The following is a 20,475-nucleotide window of genomic DNA, read 5'->3' on the forward strand; positions in this document are numbered from 1 at the left end:
ACAGTTGCAATGCCTATCAGAGTTGCGTCATAACGCATCACGCAACCTACGGTATAGAAATGAGCACCATCATTCACGGACTTGACGACGGATCGGGCGTCGTAATCTTGCCGCGGGAATTGCTCGACAGCTTGAACTTGCAAGCGGGCGATGAACTCCAGATCATCGAAACCGATGACGGCATCATCCTAATGCCGGTGCCGTGTGACCATCTCGAAAGGCAAATGCGTGTTGCTCGCGATGTCACGGACAAGTATGAGCCCGCGTTGCAAAAGCTGGCTGAGCAGATAGGGTCAGCTGACGTCAGACATCCGACAGCTTGACGATTTCCCATTCCTTGCCGTTGACGCTTGCGACGTCGCCAACCCTCTTGCCGAACAGCGCCACCGCCATCGGCGAGACGTGGGAAATGCTGCCCTTTGACGGATCGGCCTCGTCCTCGCCGGCGATCTTCCAGTGCACCTTCTTGCCGTCATCACTTTCCAGCGTGACGCCCATGCCGAAGCGCACCTGGTCGCTGCCCGGCTCAGGCACGGAGAGCTCGGCACTTTCACGGCGCGCGGTCCAGTAGCGCAGGTCGCGCGACACGACGGCGATGCGCTCGCGATCAGCTTTTCTCTCGGCTTTCGCCAATATGTCGCGCAGATCGGTCAGATTGTCCTCGATCTGCGCCAGGCCACGCTCCGTCACCAGATTGCGATGCTGGCTGATCGGCCGCTCGCCAATGCCGGCAATGGCGTTTTCGCTGTCTTCCTCGCGGGTAAAAGCTCTGCTCATTGGATAAACTTAGGCCCGCTTCGGCGACTGTACAAGCCACTTGCCGAGCCCGGTCATTGGCCGGACTATGGCCGGGCGAAGGCCGCTGCGGCTGGCATGATTCCTGCGGTAGGCCGGAGGATCGCAAGGGATGTGTCGATGTTGAACAGACGAGTGCTCCTGAAGGGGACGGCCGGCTTTGCCGTGCTCGGTCTTTCGTCGGGCAACGCCTTGGCGAAGACGGCAGCGCGCGGCTCGATCGACGCCACCGAGCTTGGCGTGCAGCCGGACGCACCGGACGACCAGAGCAAGGCCTTCGCCAAAATGCTGGCCGAAGCCAGCGACCGCAACGCGCCGGTGTTCCTGCCGCCCGGAAACTATGTCGTGTCCAACCTGATCCTGCCCGCCCGCGCCAGGCTTTCCGGCGTGCCCGGCGCCTCGCGCATCGTCTATGGCGGCGGCGGTCATTTGCTGACGGCCGAACAGGCCGAGCATATCGAACTCACCGGGCTGGTGTTCGACGGCGCCAAAAACTGGCTGACCGATGACGCGCAAGGCCTGCTCGACCTGCGCCGCGTCGCTCATCTCGTCATCGACAATTGCCAGATTACAGGCAGCGGCAAGCACGGGCTGGCGCTCGAACATGCAGCGGGCCGCGTCGAGCGCTCGGAGATTTCGGGGGCGGCGGACGCCGGCATTTACTCGGTCGAGGCGACCGGTCTGGCGATATCAGACAATACCGTGTCCGATTGCGGCAATGGCGGGATCCTCGTGCACCGCTGGCAGCAGGCCGAGGACGGCACCATCGTCAGCGGCAACCGCGTGCAGCGGATCGGCGCGCGCAGCGGCGGCACCGGCCAGAACGGCAACGGCATCAATGCCTTCCGCGCCGGCAATGTCTCCATCACCGGCAACATCGTCTCGGACTGCGCCTTCTCGGCGATCCGCGCCAACAGCTCCAGTAATCTGCAGATGACCGGCAACACCTGTTCGCGGTCGGGCGAGACGGCGCTCTATTCCGAATTCTCCTTCGAGGGCGCCATCATCGGCAACAACATCGTCGACGGTGCGGCCAACGGCATCTCGATCGTCAATTTCAACGAGGGCGGCCGCATGGGCGTGTGCGCGAACAACATCGTGCGCAACCTGTCGACCACAGGCCCCTATCCCGCCGATGCGCCGGGCTTCGGCGTCGGCATCGGCGTCGAGGCCGACACTACGGTTAGCGGCAATGTCATCGAGAACGCGCCGCTCTACGGCATGCAGATCGGCTGGGGAGCCTATATGCGCAATGTGGTGGCGACCGGCAACATCATCCGTCAGGCCGGAACCGGCATCGCCGTGACCGTGGTCGAGGGGGCTGGAACCGCAATCATCTCAGACAATGTTATCGACGGGGCCAAGAACGGCGCCATCATCGGCCAGCGCTGGGCCGAACCGGCAACCGGCGACCTCGCACGGTCAAGCGATGGCGGCTATGCGCATCTGACGATCGAGCGAAACCGCGTCAGCTGAGCGCCGCCGTCGGCCGCAGCGAGCCAACCTTGGCGCCGATGCGGCTTTCGACCGGCGGATTGGCTTGGTCCAGAAGGTTGGCCGCCAGCGTGTCGTCGGCGCTAAGAAGTTTTGCCAGCACCGCGGCGATCATCACCTCGGCGGCGCGGCCGGCGCCGTCGTCGCATTTCAACGCAATGCCGAGGCCAAGCTCCGGAACGGCGGCGCAATAGACGCCCTCGGCACCGGTCTTGACGAAGATACGGCCGGGCGCGGCTTGCATTAGCGCAACGTCGGCCTTGCCGGTGCCGGCGACCAGGAAGGGCTCGGCCATGCAGGCAGACAGCAGACGTTTGGCTGCCTTTGCACGTTGCGGCGCAAAACCCCTGCCCGTCGCCATGCGGGCAAAGCCCAGCGCAAAGCTTTTCAGCGGCACGGCATAGGTCGGGATCGAGCAGCCATCGGTTGCCCGGTCATCGGCATCGTGGGTGGCGCCGGTCACCGCCTGCATGGCGTCGCGCACCATCTCCTGAAAGGCATGGCCTGCCTTGACGTAGCCCTGATGGGCTATTCCTGAGTGCACACAGGTGCAGAGAAAGCCGGAATGCTTGCCGGAACAGTTGTTGTGGAGCGGGTTTGGCGGGCCACCGGCGCGCGCCAGCGCAATCTCCGCACCATGGCTCGACGGCCAGTGCGCGCCGCATTCCAGCGCTGATTTGTCGAGGCCGGCTTTGGCCAGCATCGCCTGCGCCAATTCGACATGCACCGGCTCACCGGAATGCGAGGCGCAGGCCAGCGCCAGCTCGCGGTCGCCGAAGCCATAGGCGTCGGCAGCGCCCGTTTCGACCAGCGGCAACGCCTGGATCGCCTTGACCGCGGAGCGCGGAAACACCGGCCGCGCCGTATCGCCGATTTCCCAGACAGGCTTGCCGTCAGCGTCGAATACCGCCACGGCGCCGCGATGGGCGCTCTCGACGATCGCGCCGCGCAAGACTTCGACCAGAACCGGATTTGTCATAAGCTGCCCCGAAAAATACGGGCTGCTTCTACCTGATCCGGTCGAGAATGGAAACGTAGTTGGCAACGGCAGCGCCGCCCATGTTGAAGATGCCGCCAAGCCGGGCGTTCGGCACCTGGATGCCGCCGGCCTCGCCGGTCAATTGCATGGCGGTCAGCACATGCATCGACACGCCGGTGGCGCCGATCGGATGGCCCTTGGCCTTCAGCCCGCCGGACGGATTGACCGGCAGCCTGCCGTCCTTGGCTGTCGTGCCGTCCAGCGCCAGCTTGGCGCCCTCGCCGGGCTTGGCCAAGCCCATCGCCTCATATTCGATCAACTCGGCAATGGTGAAGCAGTCATGCGTCTCGACGAAGGAGAGGTCGTCGAGCGTCACGCCTGCGTTCTTCAAGGCCTGGTTCCAGGCCTGTTCGCAGCCTTCGAAGGACAGGATGTCGCGCTTCGACATCGGCAAGAAATCCTGGACATGCTCGTTGGCGCGGAAAGCGACGGCGCGGCGCATCTTCAGCGCTGTCGATGTGTCGGTAAGCACAAGGGCGGCAGCACCGTCTGAGACCAGCGAGCAGTCGGTGCGCTTGAGCGGACCGGCAACGAAGGGGTTCTTTTCGCTTTCCTGGCGGCAGAATTCGTAGCCGAAATCCTTGCGCATCTGCGCGTACGGATTGTCGACGCCGTTCTTGTGGTTCTTGGCGGCGATCATCGCCAGCGCGTCCGACTGGTCGCCGTAGCGCTGGAAGTAGGCCTGCGCGATCTTGCCGAAGACACCCGCGAAACCCGCAGGCGTGTCGCCCTCCTCCGGCAGATAGGAGGCCTTGAGCAGGTTCTTGCCGATCTCGGGACCGGGCGTCGTCGTCATCTGTTCGGCGCCGACCACCAGTACGATGCGGGCAGCATTGGCATCGATGGCCCGGATGCCTTGCCGGACCGCGGCCGAGCCGGTGGCGCAGGCGTTCTCGACCCGGGTCGCCGGCTTGAAGCGCAGCCGGTCGTCGGCCTGCAGCACGAGGCTGGCGGTGAAATCCTGAGGGGAAAAGCCGGCATTGAAGTGGCCGAGCACGATCTCGTCGACTTCGTCGGGGCCGATGCCGGCATGGTCGAGCGCGTCGACCGCGACCTTGGTGATCAGCCCCTCAAGCGTCTCGCCTTCCAGCTTGCCGAAGCGCGAATGCGCCCAGCCAACGATGCATGCGGTCATGGCGGTCTCCATCCTTGGCGCCAGCCTAGCATGTCGGCTCGTGGCGCAATTCGCCTTTATTGTTCAAATATAAACAATCCCTCCCGCGTCGAAAAGGGCCGCACACCGACAATCGCTTGGTGCAGGCTGCAATCGAGTCGATTTTTTGTTGATTGACGCGTCAATAAAAAATAATCATGGAGGCCAAGAGCCGGGAACAACAATGCCGAAAGTCGGAATGGAACCATTGCGCCGCAGGGCGCTCATTGACGCGACGATCTCGGCGATCGGCGAGCGCGGCTCGCTCGACGTGACCATGTCGGAGATTGCCGGCCGCGCCGGCGTATCCTCGGCACTGGCGCACCACTATTTCGGCGCCAAGGATGAACTGCTGCTGGCGACGATGCGGCACATACTGGCAGAACTGACCATCGACATGCGGCGCGCTCTGCAATCCGCCGGCTCGCCGCGCGAACGTGTCTCGGCCGTGGTGGCCGTCAACTTCTCCGACATCCAGTTCCAGCCGGAAACCATCGCCGCCTGGCTCGCCTTCTATGTCGAGGCGCAGAAATCATCGGCCTTGCGCCGGCTGCTCAGGGTCTATGCGCGGCGGCTGCATACCAACCTGATGAGCGGGCTGACCGGCATCCTGGCCAGGCACGAAGCCGACCGCGCGGCGGAAGCAACCGCGGCGCTGATCGACGGGCTCTATATCAGGCGCGCGCTGAAGGACGGCGTGCCGGATGCGGCGACCGCGATCGCGCTGGTCGAGGACTATCTGGAAATCAAACTCGGCGGGCGACAGTGACTGGCAAGCGACCCAACATCCTGATCGTCATGGTCGATCAGCTCAACGGCACGCTGTTTGCGGACGGGCCGGCGGACTTCCTGCATGCGCCGCACCTCAAGGCGCTGGCCGCGCGTGCCGCGCGCTTTGGCAACAATTACACGGCCTCGCCGCTCTGCGCGCCCGGCCGCGCCGCCTTCATGAGCGGGCAATTGCCGTCGCGCACCGCGGTCTATGACAACGCCGCCGAGTTCGCTTCCTCGATCCCGACCTATGCGCATCATCTGCGCGCCGCCGGCTACTACACCTGCCTGTCGGGCAAGATGCATTTCGTCGGGCCGGACCAGTTGCACGGTTTCGAAGAGCGGCTGACGACCGACATCTACCCGGCCGATTTCGGCTGGACGCCGGATTACCGCAAGCCCGGCGAGCGCATCGACTGGTGGTATCACAATCTGGGCTCGGTGGCCGGCGCCGGGATCGCCGAGATCACCAACCAGATGGAGTATGACGACGAAGTCGCCTTCCATGCCGTGCAGAAACTCTACGATCTTGCTCGCACCTCCGATGATGCGACCAGCCGGCCCTGGTGCCTGACAGTCTCCTTCACCCACCCGCACGACCCCTATGTCACACGGCGGCAATATTGGGATCGCTATGACGACTGTCCGGCGCTTGAGCCGGAGGTGGGGTTCATCCCCTATGTCGATCAGGATCCGCATTCGCAACGGCTCTACCGCGCCAGCGACTACGGCAGTTTCAACATTACGCCGGAGCAGATCCGCCGTTCGCGGCGCGGCTACTACGCCAACATCTCCTATCTCGACGACAAGGTTGGCGAGCTGATGTCGGTGCTGGAGCGCACGCGCATGCTGGACGACACCATCATCCTGTTCTGCTCCGACCATGGCGACATGCTTGGCGAGCGCGGCCTGTGGTTCAAGATGAACTTTTTCGAGGGCTCGGCGCGGGTGCCGCTGATGATCGCCGGCAAGGGCATTCCGGCAGGCCTGATCGAGGCGCCGGTCTCCAACCTCGACGTGACGCCGACGCTGTGCGATCTCGCCGGCATCGACATCTCCGCAATCGCGCCGTGGACCGACGGCCAGTCATTGCTGCCGTTGATCGAGGGCACGAAACGCGACGCCCCAGTGTTGATGGAATACGCCGCCGAGGGTTCCAACGCGCCATTGGTGGCGATCCGCGACGGCCGCTACAAATTCATCCATTGCGAGATCGACCCGCCGCTTCTGTTCGATCTCGAAGCCGACCCGCGCGAGCTGACCAACCTTGCCACCGATCCGGCGCATGCCGATCTGGTGGCGGCCTTCACAGCAGCGGTGCGAGCGCGCTGGGACATGGCCGCCTTCGATGCCGCGGTGCGTGCCAGCCAGGCGCGACGCTGGGTGGTCTATCCGGCGCTCCGCAACGGCACGCACTACCCCTGGGAGTTCCAGCCGCTGCAGAAGGCCTCGGAACGCTACATGCGCAACCATATGAACCTCGACAATCTCGAGGAACAGAAACGCTTTCCGCGAGGCGAATGATGACCATTGTCCCCTCCCTCGACCATCTCAGGCAGGCCTATGCCGTGACGTCGAAGGCGACGCAGATCACGCCGCTCCTGGAATCGACAGCCTTGGCCAAGGAGACCGGCGCGGCCCGCGTCTTCATCAAGCCGGAATCGCTGCAATGGGCCGGCTCGTTCAAGGTGCGCGGCGCTTATTGGCGGCTGAAGCGGCTGTCGCCGGATGAAGCCAGGAAAGGTGTCGTCGCCTATTCCTCGGGCAATTTCGCGCAAGGGCTGGCGGCGGCGGGCCAGGCGCTCGGCATCCCCGTCACCATCGTCATGCCGATCGATGCGCCGGCCGCCAAGCGCGACGCGACAGCAGGCTATGGCGCACGCGTGGTGCTGACGGATCATGGCGATCGCGCTCGTGAAGAGGTCGCAGCCGCCAAGGCGCGCCAGATCGCCGAGACCGAAGGCCTCGCGCTGCTGCATCCCTTCGACGATCCGGAGATCGTTGCCGGCCAGGCCGGCGCCGGACTCGAAGCGCTCGAGCAACTCGATGCGAAAGGTGCTCACGCCGACCTTCTGTTCTGCTCGGTCGGCGGCGGCGGGCTGATCGGCGGCGTGTCGCTCGCCTTCCACTATCTGTCACCGGCAACCGAGATCATCGGCGTCGAGCCTGACGGGTTCAACGGCATGGGTTCGTCGCTGGCGCATGGCGCCATCGAGACCATGCCGATCGCGCCGAAATCGATCTGCGACGGGCTCATGTCACGGCGGCCGGGCGACGCGCCCTTCGCGGCGGTCAAGGCCGCTGGCGTGCGCGGCATCACCGTCGACGATGCCTCTGTGCGGCGGGCGATGAAGATCGCCTTCGAACGGATGAAGCTGGTGCTGGAGCCGTCAGGCGCCGCGTCGCTGGCGGCACTGCTTGGCGGCAAGGTGAATGTAACGGGCAAAACTGTCCTTGTGGTGGCTACCGGCGGCAACGTTTCGCTCGCCGATTTCATGGCGCATATGAACCATGCTTGAAGCAGATTTCGTCATAATCGGCTCCGGCTCGGCCGGCTCGGCCATGGCCTATCGGCTGTCGGAAGATGGCAAGAATTCGGTCATCGTCATCGAGTTCGGCGGCACCGATATTGGGCCGTTGATTCAGATGCCATCGGCCCTTTCCATTCCCCTCAACATGAGCCTCTACGACTGGGGCTTCGCCAGCGAGCCGGAACCGCATCTCGGCGGCCGCGTGCTGGCGACGCCGCGCGGCAAGGTGATCGGCGGCTCGTCCTCGATCAACGGCATGGTCTATGTGCGCGGCCACGCCCGCGACTTCGACCACTGGGCCGAAGAGGGTGCGACCGGCTGGGGCTTCGCCGACGTGCTGCCCTACTTCAAGCGGATGGAGGACAATGACGGCGGAGAGGATGGCTGGCGCGGCCATGGCGGCCCGCTGCATGTGCAGCGCGGCCCGCGCAAAAATCCACTCTACGGCGCCTTCGTCGAAGCCGGCCGTCAGGCGGGTTTTGAGCTGACCGACGACTACAACGGTTCGAAGCAGGAAGGCTTCGGACCAATGGAACAGACCATTCGCGGCGGCCGCCGCTGGTCCGCAGCGAGTGCCTATCTGAAGCCGGCTCTCAAGCGGCAAAATGTCAGTGTGGTCAAAGGTTTCGCCCGCCGCGTGATCATCGAGAATCACCGTGCCGTCGGCGTCGAGATCGAAGCTCACAAACAGATTCAAGTCGTTAAGGCACGACGTGAGGTGATCGTCGCCGCATCGTCGATCAATTCGCCCAAAATCCTGATGCTGTCCGGCATCGGCCCGGCCGCGCATCTTGCCGAAAACGGCATTCAGGTCGTCGCCGACCGGCCGGGTGTCGGCCGCAATCTGCAGGATCATATGGAGCTCTACATCCAGCAGGAATCCACGCAGCCAATCACGTTGAATTCGGTGCTCAACCCATTCTCCAAGGCGCTGATCGGGGCGCAGTGGCTGTTCTTCAAGACCGGTCTCGGCGCCACCAACCATTTCGAGGCGGCGGCCTTCGTGCGCTCGCAGGCCGGCGTCGACTACCCCGACATCCAGTATCACTTCATCCCGGCTGCGGTGCGCTATGACGGCAAGGCGGCGGCGAAGGCGCACGGCTTCCAGGCGCATGTCGGGCCGATGCGCTCGAAGTCGCGCGGCTCGGTGACGCTGCGCTCGCCCGACCCCAAAGCGACCCCGGTGATCCGCTTCAACTACATGTCGCATCCAGACGACTGGACCGAGTTCCGCCACTGCATCAGGCTGACCCGCGAGATCTTCGGCCAGAAGGCATTTGACAACTTCCGCGGCAAGGAAATCTCGCCAGGTTCGCACGTCCAGTCGGACGAGGATCTCGACGCCTTCATCCGCGATCATGCCGAGAGCGCTTATCACCCGTGCGGCACCTGCAAGATGGGTCGCGCCGATGACATCATGAGTGTGGTCGATCCGGAGTGTCGGGTCATCGGCGTCGACGGCCTGCGTGTCGCTGACTCCTCGATCTTCCCGCGCGTCACCAACGGCAATCTCAACGCGCCGTCTATCATGACCGGCGAGAAGGCATCCGACCACATTCTCGGCCGCACGCCGCTGGCGCCGTCCAACCAGGAACCCTGGATCAATCCTCGCTGGCAGGTCGCGGATCGATAGGGCATTGTCGGGCGGACTGCTTCCGCCAAACTAAAGTGCTACAGCGACCTTTGCGCGTCCAAGAGGACGCGCGGCGCTGTAGGAAAGATCATTGGAGAATTCATATGCGCGCCCAGCCAACGGCATCGCACTATGTCAACGGCCGCTACATCGAGGACGAAGGCGGTGCGCCGCTGCCGGTGATCTATCCTGCGACGGGTGAGATCATCGCCACGCTGCATTCGGCGACGCCGAATGTGCTGGAGCTGGCGATCGAGGCGGCACGCGCCGCGCAACCGGCCTGGGCGCGGATGAAGCCGGTGGAGCGCGGCCGCATCCTGCGCCGCGCCGCCGACATTTTGCGCGCCCGCAACGCCGACCTCGCTCGCATCGAGACGCTCGACACCGGCAAGGCGATCCAGGAAACGCTGGTGGCGGATGCGCTGTCGGCGGCCGACTGCCTCGAATATTTCGGCGGCGCGGTCGCCGCCTTCAACGGCGAGGCCATCGATCTCGGCGGACCCTTTGCCTATACGCGCCGCGAGGCGCTGGGTGTGTGCGTCGGCATCGGCGCCTGGAACTACCCGATCCAGATCGCCGGCTGGAAATCCGCACCCGCGCTCGCCATGGGCAACGCGATGGTCTTCAAGCCATCGGAAAACACGCCTTTGTCGGCGCTGGCGCTGGCCGAGATCTACTCAGAGGCCGGCCTGCCCGACGGGCTGTTCAACGTGGTGCAAGGCTATGGCGATGTCGGCGCCGGCCTGGTCGGCCATGATGTCGTCGCCAAAGTCTCTGTGACGGGCTCGGTGCCGACCGGTCGCAAGGTGCTGTCGCTTGCCGGCTCGAAGATGAAGCACGCGACGATGGAGCTTGGCGGCAAGTCACCGCTGATCGTCTTCGACGATGCCGATCTCGAAAACGCCATTGGCGGCGCCATGCTCGGCAATTTCTATTCCACGGGCCAGATTTGCTCCAACGGCACGCGCGTCTTCGTGCAGAGCGGCATCCATGACCGTTTTGTCGACCGGCTGGTCGAGCGGACCAAAAAGATCCGTATCGGCGATCCGCTCGATCCGGAGACGCAGATGGGGCCGCTGGTCAACAAGGCGCAGCAGGAGAAGGTCGTTTCCTACATCAAGGCCGGCCAGCAGGACGGGGCAACGCTCGCCTGTGGCGGCAATGTGCCGTCGCTGCAAGGATTTGACGGCGGCTTCTTCGTTGAACCGACCGTGTTCACAGGCGTCACGGACACCATGCGCATCGCGCGTGAGGAGATCTTCGGCCCGGTGATGAGCGTGCTGAAATTTGATGGTGAGGACGAGGTGATCGACCGCGCCAACGACACCGAATTCGGCCTCGCCGCCGGTGTGTTTACCCGCGACCTGCAGCGCGCCCATCGCGTCATCGCCGAGCTGCAGGCCGGCACCTGCTGGATCAATGCCTACAATCTGACGCCAGTGGAAATCCCGTTCGGCGGCGTCAAGCAGTCCGGCATCGGGCGCGAGAATTCGCTGGCAGCGCTGGCGCTCTATTCGCAGCTCAAGGCGGTGTATGTCGAGACCGGGGATGTGGCGAGCCCGTATTGAGAGGCGAGAGCGGGTGAGCGCGTAATCTCCCCCCTTGAGGGGGAGATGTCGCCGAAGGCGACAGAGGGGGTCGCCGCGCGTGAAGCGCCAGCCTTCATCGGCCGCAAGAAGGTCGCATCCAGTCGAACCGACCCCCTCTGGCCTGCCGGCCATCTCCCCCTCGAGGGGGGAGATAAGCAGCCTCACCCCTCCGCCGTCCCATCCAGATACTGCGTCAGCGCACACACCAGATGGTAGAAGATACTCGCCGGCACGTCGCTTGCGAGCGAGCGGCCGCGTTCGTCGATGCGGTCGATCCACAGGCCGAGCGGGGCGGGGTCGATGTGCCAGCGGAACAGCCGGCCGACGCGCGCCTCGATCTCGGGCTTGAGGTCGGGACCGCCTGAACCGTCCAGCGCGATCGCCGCCTTGATCGCTTCGGCCTGCGGCCAGCTGCGCGAGACGAGGTCGAGCGGCAGGCCCTGTCTTGAGACAGCGCCGTAGGCAAGGCCGGTGGCGCGGTTGAGGCCGTTGGCGATGGCCGAGGCATAGAGCTTTCGGGCAAAATTGCTCAACTCGCTCTGGCCGCTGCGGGCGGCGAAATCGGTGAGCAGCGAGGCCCATTCGAAATGATGGCCGGGCTCGGTCCATGTGCCTCTCTCGCCAGCCGCCGGCTTCCAGCCGGCGTCGAAATACTCGCCCAGCGTCCAGCTATCGGCGTCGAAGAAGTGGCTGCGGAAGAGATCGATGATGCGCGCCGCCCGACGCAGATAGGCACGGTCGCCGGTCGCCTGGTGCCAGGCGAGGAAGGCTTCGAGCAGATGCATATGCGGGTTAGAACGCCGTTCGCCCTCGCCGTCCGACGTCTCGAGAAAGCCGGTCATGCGGCTGTCTTCGAGATGCGCGTCGAGAAACACGAAGGTCTCCTCGCCGAGCAGCAAGGCATCGGGGTTGCCGCACATATGCGCATGCGCCAGCGCCAGCAGCACGCAGGAGTGGTCGTAGGCGTCCTCGGTGGCGTCGGCGACGGAGCCGTCGACATGGAGTGTGCGCACCCAGCCGCCTCTGTCGGTGCGGCCCTTGCCGGCCATGAAGTCGATGCCGTGGGCAATCAGGCGGTCCGCCGGACCGTCCCAGCCGCGCGCTTTGGCAACCGCAAAGGCATAGACTTGCCTCGCCGTGGTGCGCATGCGCTTGGGCTTCATCAGCGGCTTGGCATCGAAGCCGAGCGCCTCGTGAAAACCGCCATGGCGCTCGTCGACGCCCGCCGTCGACCACAGCGGCAAGGTCTCTTCGAACAGCCAGTGATGCACGCGCCGGCGCCAGGCGCCGCTTTCGATGACGCGGTCATGCGCGGGCGTAAACCTGGTTTCCAGCCGACCCGATTTCTCCAACTGCTCGACGATCTTCTTCACGTGCTGGCTGTGGCTGACCGGGGCGACGAAAGTGGCGTCCGCCGTCGAGACGATGGCGACGTCCTTCATGCCGATCGCCGACAAAAGCCGGCCGTCGCTTCTGATGTAGGAGTTCTCGCAATCGATGGCGACGACATCGCCGACGACGACATTGCCCTTGGCATCGGCAGGGCCGACATCGAGCAGCGACTGCCAAGAGCCGAGATCGTTCCAGCGGAAGCCGGCCGGCACCATGGCGATGTCCTTGGCCCGCTCCATGATCGCGTAGTCGATCGAATTCGACGGGATAGCGGAGTAGAGGTCGAGCGGCATATAGAGGCCGGACAGATCCGATGTCGCGGCCTTGTAGGCCGCTTCCGTGGCCTGCCAGATATCAGGCTGGAAAACCGCGAAGGCATCGCGCATGGCGCCGGCGCGAAACAGGAAGATGCCGGTGTTCCAGTAGAAGGTGCCGGCCTTGAGATAGCTCTGCGCGGTGGCGAGGTCAGGCTTTTCGACGAAGCGGGAGACGTCGAAGACGCCGCTGCTTTCGGCCGCGACTTCGATGTAGCCATAGCCGGTCTCCGGCTGCGTCGGCTTGATGCCGAACACCACCAGCCGGCCGGCAAGCGCTGCCTCGCTGCCAGCCTCGACGCTCTGCCAGAATTGCTTCGGCGTGGCGATCTCGTGGTCGGACGGCACCACCAGCACCAGGCTGTCGCCGAACTCCGACAATGTACGCAGCGCGGCCAGCGCGACCGCGGCGGCGGTGTTACGGCCGGTCGGCTCGAACAGCGGGCCGCCGCCTGAGAGGTCGAGACCCGCAAGGTCGGCATGGACGCGCTCGGCATGACGTTCGGCGGCGATCAGGAAGATCGGTGTCTCGCCCTCCGGCCGCGCCGTCAGCCGGCGCAAGGTCTTGGCCAGCATCGAGCCGTCGCCGGACAGGTCGTGGAACTGCTTCGGATTGTCCTCGCGCGACAACGGCCAGAGCCGCGAACCGACGCCGCCGCTCATAACAAAACTGACGATGCGCTCGGTCATTCGGGTCTCGCGCTCAGGAGTTGTTGGTCGATTGGGTAGCACGCATGCCTTTAAGCCGTGTTTATCTGGCTGGAAATCCGCTCGGCTGCCAGCTCGATGAAGGCCTTGACCAGAGGCGAAAGGTGACGGCTGCTCGGATAGAGGACATTGATGCCACCGGCCGGTGTCGTATGCTCCTTGAGAACGCGCCGCAACCGCCCTTCATTGATCAACCCCTCGGCAAGCACGTGGGGCAATTGGGCGATGCCGAAGCCCGCAAGCGTGGCTGCGATGACCGCCTGCATCTCATTGGCGGCGAAGCGGCCAGCCACGGCGACCGTCTGCTGGCCGCGCGGCCCGTCCAGCACCCAGTGGGCACCCGACGTCGATGGGCCAGCGACGACGCATTGATGGCGCGCGAGATCCACCGGCTCTTCCGGCACTCCGTGACGCGCGAGATAGTCCGGGCTGGCGCAGAGCAGCCTGTGCGTGGAGCCAAGCTTGCGGGCGATCAGCGTCGAATCCTGGAGCACGCCGGTGCGGAAAGCGAGATCGATACCGTCCTCGACCAGATTGAGCCTGTCGTCGGTCAGGCGGAGCTCGACCTTGGTCTTTGGATACATTTTGAGAAAGTCGACCACGGCGGGGGTAAGGAAATGGCCGCCGAAGCCGACGGGGGCCGAAATGCGAATCGTGCCCGACGGCTCCGCCCTGGTTTCGGCAAGGCGCAGATTGGCTTCCTCGATCGTCCGCAGCGCCTGGCTGCTCTGCTCGTAATAGAGACGCCCGGCAGCCGTCATGTTGAGGCTACGCGTCGTGCGCTGCAGCAGGCGGACCCCAACCTCGCGCTCAAGCGCGGCAACGCGGCGGCTGACGGTCGTCTTGGGCATGGCCAGCAGGCGCGCCGCAGCGGTGAAGCTGCCGGCTTCGACGACGCGGGCGAACACGACGATGTCGTTGAGATCGAGCATTGTATCCAAAAACGGGACAAAGTTTTCCAATTATAGGCAATTATGCATCAATGCGACAGGCCCTAATTTTGCTCCAGCCAACAAAAAGGAGCAGACGAGATGATCAACAAACTAACCATTCTGGTGACCGGTGCTACCGGCCAGCAAGGCGGCGCGGTGGCGCGCGCCCTGCTGTCGAAAGGACATCGGGTGAAGGCGCTGACGCGCAAGCCAGAGAGCGAAGTCGCGCGACAGCTGGCGACAGCGGGCGCCGAAGTGGTGGCCGGTGATCTCGCTGATAAAGCCTCCGTCATGAGGGCTGCTGGAGACGTCGACACAATGTTCCTGATGGGCAACAGCTATGAGGCTGGCATGGAAGAAGAAACCCGCCAAGGGATCCTTGCCGCCGATGCGGCGAAGGCTGCCGGCGTCGGGCATCTGATCTACTCATCAGTTGCCAGTGCCGACAAGAAAACCGGCATCCCGCATTTCGAAAGCAAATATCTCGTCGAGAAACATGTCGTCGGGCTCGGCATCCCCTACACGATCAGCGCGCCGGTCGCCTTCATGGAGAATGTCGTTGCACCATGGTCAATCAACGCGCTCAGCCAGGGCACTTATGCCTTCGCGGTGCCGCCGAAGCGCGTCCTTCAGCTGGTCGCTCTGGCTGACATCGGCGCCTTCGTTGCGGCCTTGGCCGAGCGGCGCGAACAAGTGTTCGGCAAGCGCTTCGATTTCGCCGGCGACGAATTGTCGGGCGAAGAGGAGGCGAAAATCCTGTCGGAGGTCATCGGGCGCCCGATAGGCTATCAGGAAATCCCGATCGCCGTCGCTCGCCAGCAAAGCGAGGACGCGGCGCGGATGTTCGAGTGGTTCGACCGCGTCGGCTACGACGTCGATATCGCCACCCTGCACAGGGAGTTTCCGGAGGTCGGCTGGCACAGTTTTGCCGACTGGGCGCGAGAGTTCGACTGGAGCACCCTCGGGCGGACATCTTCAGCGGCCAACCGCTGATTCTAGAACGTCTGGTTGTAGGCGCCGACTTCGGGGCTGCCGCGCAGCACGGCGTCGACGGCCTCGAACATCTGGCGGCGGCGGTCCGACGACACCGGGCTCTCGACCACCACGACAAGCTCCGGCTTGTTCGAGGACGCCCGCACCAGCCCCCAGGTGCCGTCCTCGGCGACGACGCGCACGCCGTTGACGGTGATGAGGTCTGATATCTTCTGGCCGGCAAAGGTCTCGCCATCGCGCTGCATCGCCTGGAAGTCCGCCACCACCCGCTCGACCACGCCATACTTCACCTCGTCGGCGCAATGCGGCGACATGGTCGGCGTGCCATAGGTCAGCGGCAGCGAGCGGTAGAGGCCGGCCATCGAACTCTTTGGGTTGCGGTCGAGCATCTCACAAATGGCGATGGCGGTGACGAGACCATCATCGTAGCCGCGGCCGATCGGCGGGTTGAAGAAGAAATGGCCTGACTTCTCGAAGCCGGCGACGGCGCCGAGCTCGGCAACGCGGCGCTTGATGTAGGAATGGCCGGTCTTCCAGTAATCGGTGACGGCGCCGTTGGCGCGCAGCACATTGTCGGTGTTGAACAGCCCGGTCGACTTGACGTCGACGACGAAGGTCGAGCCGGGATATTGGCTGGAAATGTCGCGCGCGAGCATGACACCGACCTTGTCGGCAAAAATCTCGTTACCTTCATTGTCGACTACGCCGCAACGGTCGCCGTCGCCGTCGAAGCCAAGGCCGACATCGGCGCCAGTCTCCAGCACCTTGTCGCGGATGGCATGCAGCATCTGCATGTCCTCGGGATTGGGGTTATAGCGCGGAAAAGTGTGGTCGAGCTCGACGTCGAGCGGGATCACCTCGCAGCCGATGCGCTCCAGCGCCTGCGGCGCGAAAGCGCCGGCGGTGCCGTTGCCGCAGGCGGCCACGACCTTCAGCTTGCGCGCGATGCGCTTGTCGCCGACAAGGTCATCGAGATAGGTCTCGCGAAAACCGGAGACGAATTCGTAGGAGCCGCCGCCGGCAAGATCGAAGTCGCCGGCCAGCACGATCTGTTTCAGGGCGCTCATTTCCTCCGGCCCGAAAGTCAGCGGCCGCGCCGCGCCCATCTTGACCCCGGTCCAGCCATTCTCATTGTGCGACGCCGTGACCATGGCGACGGACGGTGTGTCAAGGGCGAACTGGGCGAAATAGGCCATCGGCGACAACGCGAGGCCGATGTCTTTTACCCTGGCGCCCGCAGCCATCAGGCCGGAGACCAGCGCCAGCTTGATGCCAAGCGAATAGGCGCGGAAATCATGCCCGGTGACAATGTCAGGCCCGGCGCCAAGGCGACGGATCAAAGTACCAAGGCCGATGCCTAGCGCCTGGACACCGATCAGGTTGAGCTCCGGCGGCTGCGCGGAGCCGGCATGCCCGAACCACCAGCGCGCATCATATTCACGAAATCCGGACGCCTTGATCAGCGCCTCGGTTTCGAATTCGAAGCTGTTGGGTCGGGCGTCGCCAACGATTTTCAGGGGCAAGGCAGCAGAGCTCCAGATGGCGAAAACACGATTTATCGAGGCTGCGACCTAGCACACAAGGCTTTAAGCCGGGTTTATCCCGGGGAGGAAATCCTGGCTTTGCGGCGATGCCCGACGAAAGCGAACGAAATGCGACAGAAGCGCTGCCATTGCCGCTTGCAGGAACGAGATGCGGCAGCTATAAGCCCGCGGTCTGGTCACGGAGTGTAGCGCAGCCTGGTAGCGCACCTCGTTCGGGACGAGGGGGTCGCAGGTTCAAATCCTGCCACTCCGACCAGAAAAAACAGACACTTAGATGTTTGTTTCTCCCGACATCCCACAAGCTACCTTAGAGGCGAACCGGCCGCATCGGCGTCCGGTGTCGGCATGGTGTTTTGACGAGACAACCATCTGCGCTACCTCGATAATAGGACAACCGCCGAAACATCGGTACGGAGTGAGGTTTGCGGAATATGACCTTGTTGATTTCGGACGCAGGCCGGCTGTCAGCGGTGATGCTCGCTCTGTCGATTGTCGGCGGCTGCTCATCGCTGGGCAGTGCGGTCAACCCGGCGAAATATGACAGCATGTCCTGCACCGAGCTCAACAATGCCGTTGGCGATATCGCACGCGACATCTCGCAGACCGCCATCACCCGCGGCAAGGTCGCCAACACCAGCGTGCCGAAGTGGCTGCTCGGTGGCGCACGCGTGAAGAACGCTGTCGCCAATCGTGAGACAGCCAGGATCGAAGGGCTGAAGCAACAACAAGACGCGATTGTCGCGACAAGAGCCAACAGATGCCTCAGGTCAGCGGGCTAAGCGAACTGGCCCTTGCCCTGACGATCTGCTTCACGTCACGCCTCAAGCACTCAACCTGAACCGTGTCACATCGATCGCCGCGTTCATCAGCGTCTGCGTGTAGGCGGCCTGAGGGTTGCTGAAGATCTCTTCGGTCGGGCCTTCCTCGACGATCTTGCCCTGTTTCATGACGATGATGTAGTCGGCCATCGCCCGCACGACCGCGAGATCGTGGCTGATGAAGAGGTAGGACAGCTCGTGGTCGGCCTGCAGCTTGCGCAGCAGTTCGACGATCTGCTTCTGCACCGAGCGGTCGAGTGCGGAGGTCGGTTCGTCCAGCACCACCACTTTCGGCTTCAGGATCATGGCGCGGGCAATGGCGATGCGTTGGCGCTGGCCGCCGGAGAATTCGTGCGGATAGCGGTTGCGCGCATTGGGGTCGAGGCCGACCTCGAGCAGTGCCTCCACGGCGCGCTGGTCGCGCTGCTTGCCGGACAAAGAGGGCTCATGAACCAGAAGCCCTTCGGTGATGACCTGGCCGACGGTCATGCGCGGCGACAGCGAGCCGAACGGGTCCTGGAAGACCAGCTGCAATTCGCGTCTGAGCGGCCGCATCGCCTGGCGGTCGGCGGTTGAAATATCACGATCGCCGAAGCGGATGACGCCGTCGCTCGGCAACAACCTCAGCAGCGCGCGGCCGAGCGTCGATTTTCCCGAGCCGGATTCGCCGACGATGCCGATCGTCTGGTTGCGTTTCAGCCGGATCGAAATGTGGTCGACGGCACGCAGAAGCAGCGGCTCGCCGGCGAGGAAGCCGCCGCCGATCTTGAACGTCACCTCGACGTTCCTGCCTTCGAGCAGCACCGGCGCGTTGGCCGGCGGCGGCGCCTTGGTGCCGGTCGGTTCGGCGGCCAGAAGCATTTTCGTATAGGCATGCTGCGGGTTGGCGAACAGCGCTTCGGCCTCGCCTTCCTCGACCACCTCACCATAGCGCATGACATAGACGCGGTCGGCAAAGCGCCTGACGATGCCGAGATCGTGGGTGATGAAGACGATGGCCATGCCGAGCTTGCGCTGCAGTTCGGCGAGCAGCACCAGGATCTGCGCCTGGATGGTGACATCGAGTGCCGTCGTCGGCTCGTCGGCGATCAGGATGTCGGGGTCGTTGGCCAGCGCCATGGCGATCATGACGCGCTGGCGCTGACCGCCGGACATTTCGTGCGGATATGATTTCATCCGCCGCTCGGGATCGGGGATATGCACCAGCCTGAGCAGCTTGAGCGCCTCTTCACGCGCCTCGGCCGCGTTCAGCCCGCGATGCTTGCGGATCGGCTCCATCAGCTGGTTTCCGATCGAATAAAGCGGATCGAGCGAGGTCATCGGCTCCTGGAAGATCATGCTGATCTTGGCGCCGCGCACCTTGTTGAGGTCGGTCTTGCTCATGGTCAAAAGGTTGCGGCCGCGATAATCAACATGGCCTGTCGCCTCGCCGTTGGACGCCAGCAGACTCATCGCCGCCATCATCGTCTGGCTCTTGCCGGAGCCGGATTCGCCGACCACGGCGACGGTCTCGCCGGCATTGACGTGGATGTTGATGCCCTTGACCGCTTCGACGGCGCCGTCGAGCGTGCGGAAGCGTACGCGCAGGTCCTTGACGCTGAGGATCGTTTCGGGAGTGTCCATCTCAACGGTCCCCATTTTTATCGGTCTCTTGGGTCGAGCGCATCGCGCAGGCCGTCGCCGACGAAGTTCAGCGCAAAGAGCGTCGAGACGAGGAAGAAGGCCGGAAACAGGAGCAGCCAGTTGGCGGTGCCGATGTTCTTGGCGCCGACCGAGATCAGCACGCCCCAACTGGTCATCGGCTCCTGCACGCCAAGGCCGAGGAAGGACAGGAAGCTTTCCAGGATGATGACCTGCGGCACCAGCAGCGTCATGTAGATCACCACTGGTCCGAGCAGATTGGGGATGACATGGCGCAGCAGAATGCCGCGCTGGCCGACGCCCATGGCTTCGGCCGCCTGGACATATTCCTGCCGCCGGATCGACAGCGCCTGGCCGCGCACAATGCGCGCCATGTCGAGCCACAGCACCGCCCCGACCGCTAAAAACATCAGCACGAAGTTGCGGCCGAAGAACACCACCAGCATGATGACGAAGAAGATGAAGGGCAAGGAATAGAGTACGTCGACGATACGCATCATCACCTCGTCGATCTTGCCGCCGGAAAAGCCGGCTGCCGCCCCGTAGAGCACGCCGATGACCACGGCGACAACGCCGGCAAGCAGGCCGATGGCCAGCGAAATGCGCCCTGCCATCAGCGTGCGGGACAACAGGTCGCGGCCGGTATTGTCGGTGCCGAACAGGAAATATTGCTGCTTGACCGAGGTGGTCATCGTCACTTCGAGCCCGTCGGCCGATTTGCTCTCGATCTTGGTATCGTCGAAGGCATCGGAGCGGTCGAGATAGCGGATGTTGCGGTCGTCGATCGGCTTGGTCGAGGTGACGGTGACGGTGATGCGATCGCCGTCCTGTTTCCACTCCTTGATGTCGACGCGCATGCGCTTGATCGCATCGGTGAGCGCCGTCTCGATCATGTCGGCCTTTGGATAGGCTGAGAAGCTTGGCGGCGTGCGCACATAGTCGGCGTAGATGGTGGTGTATTGATGCGGCACGAACCAGGGCCCGAATATGCTGATGACGCCGATGAAGGCCAGGTAATAGAGGCTGAACATGGCGGCGCGGTTGGCTTTGAGGCGCGCCCATGCATCGGCCCAGAGCGAGCGACCGACGACGGCCGGCTGAGCGGCGGCGGCTGTGATATCAGTCATA

17 protein-coding genes and 1 tRNA gene are annotated in these 20,475 nt (G+C 63.9%); 10 read left to right on the top strand and 8 right to left on the bottom strand.

Going from position 1 to position 20,475, the window contains the following annotated elements:
* Positions 1-59 precede the first annotated feature (59 nt).
* On the top strand, positions 60-323 hold the full coding sequence (locus tag AC1D1B_RS09610; RefSeq protein ID WP_477331485.1) for an AbrB/MazE/SpoVT family DNA-binding domain-containing protein: 264 nt from the start codon (positions 60-62) through the stop codon (positions 321-323).
* Here the strand turns inward: AC1D1B_RS09610 and greA are convergent.
* Positions 304-777, bottom strand: a complete 474-nt coding sequence (gene greA, locus AC1D1B_RS09615) for a transcription elongation factor GreA (RefSeq protein ID WP_477331487.1) — start codon at positions 775-777, stop codon at positions 304-306. The two genes, AC1D1B_RS09610 and greA, sit on opposite strands and share 20 nt — an antisense overlap.
* A 138-nt stretch (positions 778-915) precedes the next feature.
* Here greA and AC1D1B_RS09620 point away from each other — a divergent pair, with 138 nt between their 5' ends.
* Positions 916-2,271: a TIGR03808 family TAT-translocated repetitive protein gene (locus tag AC1D1B_RS09620; protein ID WP_477331488.1), complete on the top strand. Its 1,356-nt coding sequence runs from the start codon at positions 916-918 to the stop codon at positions 2,269-2,271.
* Here AC1D1B_RS09620 and AC1D1B_RS09625 read toward each other — a convergent pair.
* Together AC1D1B_RS09625 and AC1D1B_RS09630 are read right to left on the bottom strand one after the other, a co-directional pair.
* Positions 2,264-3,268 carry an asparaginase gene (locus AC1D1B_RS09625; protein WP_477331490.1) on the bottom strand — a complete coding sequence of 335 codons (1,005 nt, stop codon included), beginning with the start codon at positions 3,266-3,268 and terminating at the stop codon, positions 2,264-2,266. The genes AC1D1B_RS09620 and AC1D1B_RS09625 overlap by 8 nt on opposite strands.
* Before the next feature lie 28 nt (positions 3,269-3,296).
* Positions 3,297-4,463, bottom strand: coding sequence for an acetyl-CoA acetyltransferase (locus AC1D1B_RS09630; protein ID WP_477331492.1), 1,167 nt, complete (start codon positions 4,461-4,463; stop codon positions 3,297-3,299).
* A 202-nt stretch (positions 4,464-4,665) separates the two neighbouring features.
* On the opposite strand from AC1D1B_RS09630, the gene betI reads away from it, so the two are divergent.
* The 5 genes from betI to betB all read left to right on the top strand — a co-directional run bounded on the left by betI (position 4,666) and on the right by betB (position 10,984).
* On the top strand, positions 4,666-5,250 hold the full coding sequence (gene betI / locus AC1D1B_RS09635; RefSeq protein WP_477331494.1) for a choline-binding transcriptional repressor BetI: 585 nt from the start codon (positions 4,666-4,668) through the stop codon (positions 5,248-5,250).
* Positions 5,247-6,776 carry a choline-sulfatase gene (gene betC / locus AC1D1B_RS09640; RefSeq protein ID WP_477331496.1) on the top strand — a complete coding sequence of 510 codons (1,530 nt, stop codon included), beginning with the start codon at positions 5,247-5,249 and terminating at the stop codon, positions 6,774-6,776. Before betI ends, betC begins: the two co-directional genes overlap by 4 nt.
* Positions 6,773-7,771 carry a threonine/serine dehydratase gene (locus AC1D1B_RS09645; protein ID WP_477331498.1) on the top strand — a complete coding sequence of 333 codons (999 nt, stop codon included), beginning with the start codon at positions 6,773-6,775 and terminating at the stop codon, positions 7,769-7,771. Before betC ends, AC1D1B_RS09645 begins: the two co-directional genes overlap by 4 nt.
* Complete coding sequence (gene betA, locus AC1D1B_RS09650) at positions 7,764-9,416, top strand: choline dehydrogenase (protein ID WP_477331500.1); 1,653 nt, start codon at positions 7,764-7,766, stop codon at positions 9,414-9,416. Before AC1D1B_RS09645 ends, betA begins: the two co-directional genes overlap by 8 nt.
* Before the next feature lie 104 nt (positions 9,417-9,520).
* Positions 9,521-10,984, top strand: a complete 1,464-nt coding sequence (gene betB, locus AC1D1B_RS09655) for a betaine-aldehyde dehydrogenase (protein ID WP_477331502.1) — start codon at positions 9,521-9,523, stop codon at positions 10,982-10,984.
* A 182-nt stretch (positions 10,985-11,166) separates the two neighbouring features.
* Here the strand turns inward: betB and AC1D1B_RS09660 are convergent, their stop codons facing one another.
* Together AC1D1B_RS09660 and AC1D1B_RS09665 are read right to left on the bottom strand one after the other, a co-directional pair.
* Positions 11,167-13,401, bottom strand: coding sequence for a mannose-1-phosphate guanylyltransferase/mannose-6-phosphate isomerase (locus AC1D1B_RS09660; RefSeq protein ID WP_477331504.1), 2,235 nt, complete (start codon positions 13,399-13,401; stop codon positions 11,167-11,169).
* Between the two features lie 50 nt (positions 13,402-13,451).
* The gene (locus AC1D1B_RS09665; protein WP_477331506.1) at positions 13,452-14,351 is read right to left on the bottom strand and encodes a LysR family transcriptional regulator; all 900 of its coding nucleotides are present in this window, start codon (positions 14,349-14,351) and stop codon (positions 13,452-13,454) included.
* A gap of 99 nt (positions 14,352-14,450) precedes the next feature.
* Here AC1D1B_RS09665 and AC1D1B_RS09670 point away from each other — a divergent pair, with 99 nt between their 5' ends.
* Entirely contained in the window at positions 14,451-15,344 is an 894-nt protein-coding gene (locus AC1D1B_RS09670) for an NmrA/HSCARG family protein (protein ID WP_477331508.1), read from the top strand.
* 2 nt (positions 15,345-15,346) lie between these two features.
* On the opposite strand, the gene AC1D1B_RS09675 is transcribed toward AC1D1B_RS09670, so the two are convergent.
* Positions 15,347-16,867, bottom strand: coding sequence for a phosphomannomutase/phosphoglucomutase (locus AC1D1B_RS09675; RefSeq protein WP_477331510.1), 1,521 nt, complete (start codon positions 16,865-16,867; stop codon positions 15,347-15,349).
* Positions 16,868-17,067: 200 nt separating this feature from the next.
* On the opposite strand from AC1D1B_RS09675, the gene AC1D1B_RS09680 reads away from it, so the two are divergent.
* Together AC1D1B_RS09680 and AC1D1B_RS09685 are read left to right on the top strand one after the other, a co-directional pair.
* A tRNA-Pro gene (locus AC1D1B_RS09680) sits at positions 17,068-17,144 on the top strand.
* 175 nt (positions 17,145-17,319) lie between these two features.
* Positions 17,320-17,667 (top strand): hypothetical protein, encoded by a 348-nt coding sequence (locus tag AC1D1B_RS09685; RefSeq protein ID WP_477331512.1) that lies wholly within the window; start codon positions 17,320-17,322, stop codon positions 17,665-17,667.
* A gap of 42 nt (positions 17,668-17,709) precedes the next feature.
* On the opposite strand, the gene AC1D1B_RS09690 is transcribed toward AC1D1B_RS09685, so the two are convergent.
* Positions 17,710-19,329: an ABC transporter ATP-binding protein gene (locus AC1D1B_RS09690; RefSeq protein WP_477331514.1), complete on the bottom strand. Its 1,620-nt coding sequence runs from the start codon at positions 19,327-19,329 to the stop codon at positions 17,710-17,712.
* Positions 19,330-19,346: 17 nt separating this feature from the next.
* Positions 19,347-20,474, bottom strand: a complete 1,128-nt coding sequence (locus tag AC1D1B_RS09695) for an ABC transporter permease (RefSeq protein WP_477331516.1) — start codon at positions 20,472-20,474, stop codon at positions 19,347-19,349.
* Between the last annotated feature and the right edge of the window lies 1 nt (position 20,475).

The sequence above is a fragment of the Mesorhizobium sp. P2_C5_2 genome (assembly GCF_056404535.1).

What these genes read in the sequence shown, in the direction of transcription:
- AC1D1B_RS09610 (WP_477331485.1), top strand. Translation starts at nt 60, where the DNA reads ATGAGCACCATCATTCACGGACTTGACGACGGATCGGGCGTCGTAATC.
- greA (WP_477331487.1), bottom strand. Translation starts at nt 777, where the DNA reads ATGAGCAGAGCTTTTACCCGCGAGGAAGACAGCGAAAACGCCATTGCC.
- AC1D1B_RS09620 (WP_477331488.1), top strand. Translation starts at nt 916, where the DNA reads ATGTTGAACAGACGAGTGCTCCTGAAGGGGACGGCCGGCTTTGCCGTG.
- AC1D1B_RS09625 (WP_477331490.1), bottom strand. Translation starts at nt 3,268, where the DNA reads ATGACAAATCCGGTTCTGGTCGAAGTCTTGCGCGGCGCGATCGTCGAG.
- AC1D1B_RS09630 (WP_477331492.1), bottom strand. Translation starts at nt 4,463, where the DNA reads ATGACCGCATGCATCGTTGGCTGGGCGCATTCGCGCTTCGGCAAGCTG.
- betI (WP_477331494.1), top strand. Translation starts at nt 4,666, where the DNA reads ATGCCGAAAGTCGGAATGGAACCATTGCGCCGCAGGGCGCTCATTGAC.
- AC1D1B_RS09645 (WP_477331498.1), top strand. Translation starts at nt 6,773, where the DNA reads ATGATGACCATTGTCCCCTCCCTCGACCATCTCAGGCAGGCCTATGCC.
- betA (WP_477331500.1), top strand. Translation starts at nt 7,764, where the DNA reads ATGCTTGAAGCAGATTTCGTCATAATCGGCTCCGGCTCGGCCGGCTCG.
- betB (WP_477331502.1), top strand. Translation starts at nt 9,521, where the DNA reads ATGCGCGCCCAGCCAACGGCATCGCACTATGTCAACGGCCGCTACATC.
- AC1D1B_RS09660 (WP_477331504.1), bottom strand. Translation starts at nt 13,401, where the DNA reads ATGACCGAGCGCATCGTCAGTTTTGTTATGAGCGGCGGCGTCGGTTCG.
- AC1D1B_RS09665 (WP_477331506.1), bottom strand. Translation starts at nt 14,351, where the DNA reads ATGCTCGATCTCAACGACATCGTCGTGTTCGCCCGCGTCGTCGAAGCC.
- AC1D1B_RS09670 (WP_477331508.1), top strand. Translation starts at nt 14,451, where the DNA reads ATGATCAACAAACTAACCATTCTGGTGACCGGTGCTACCGGCCAGCAA.
- AC1D1B_RS09685 (WP_477331512.1), top strand. Translation starts at nt 17,320, where the DNA reads ATGACCTTGTTGATTTCGGACGCAGGCCGGCTGTCAGCGGTGATGCTC.
- AC1D1B_RS09690 (WP_477331514.1), bottom strand. Translation starts at nt 19,329, where the DNA reads ATGGACACTCCCGAAACGATCCTCAGCGTCAAGGACCTGCGCGTACGC.
- AC1D1B_RS09695 (WP_477331516.1), bottom strand. Translation starts at nt 20,474, where the DNA reads ATGACTGATATCACAGCCGCCGCCGCTCAGCCGGCCGTCGTCGGTCGC.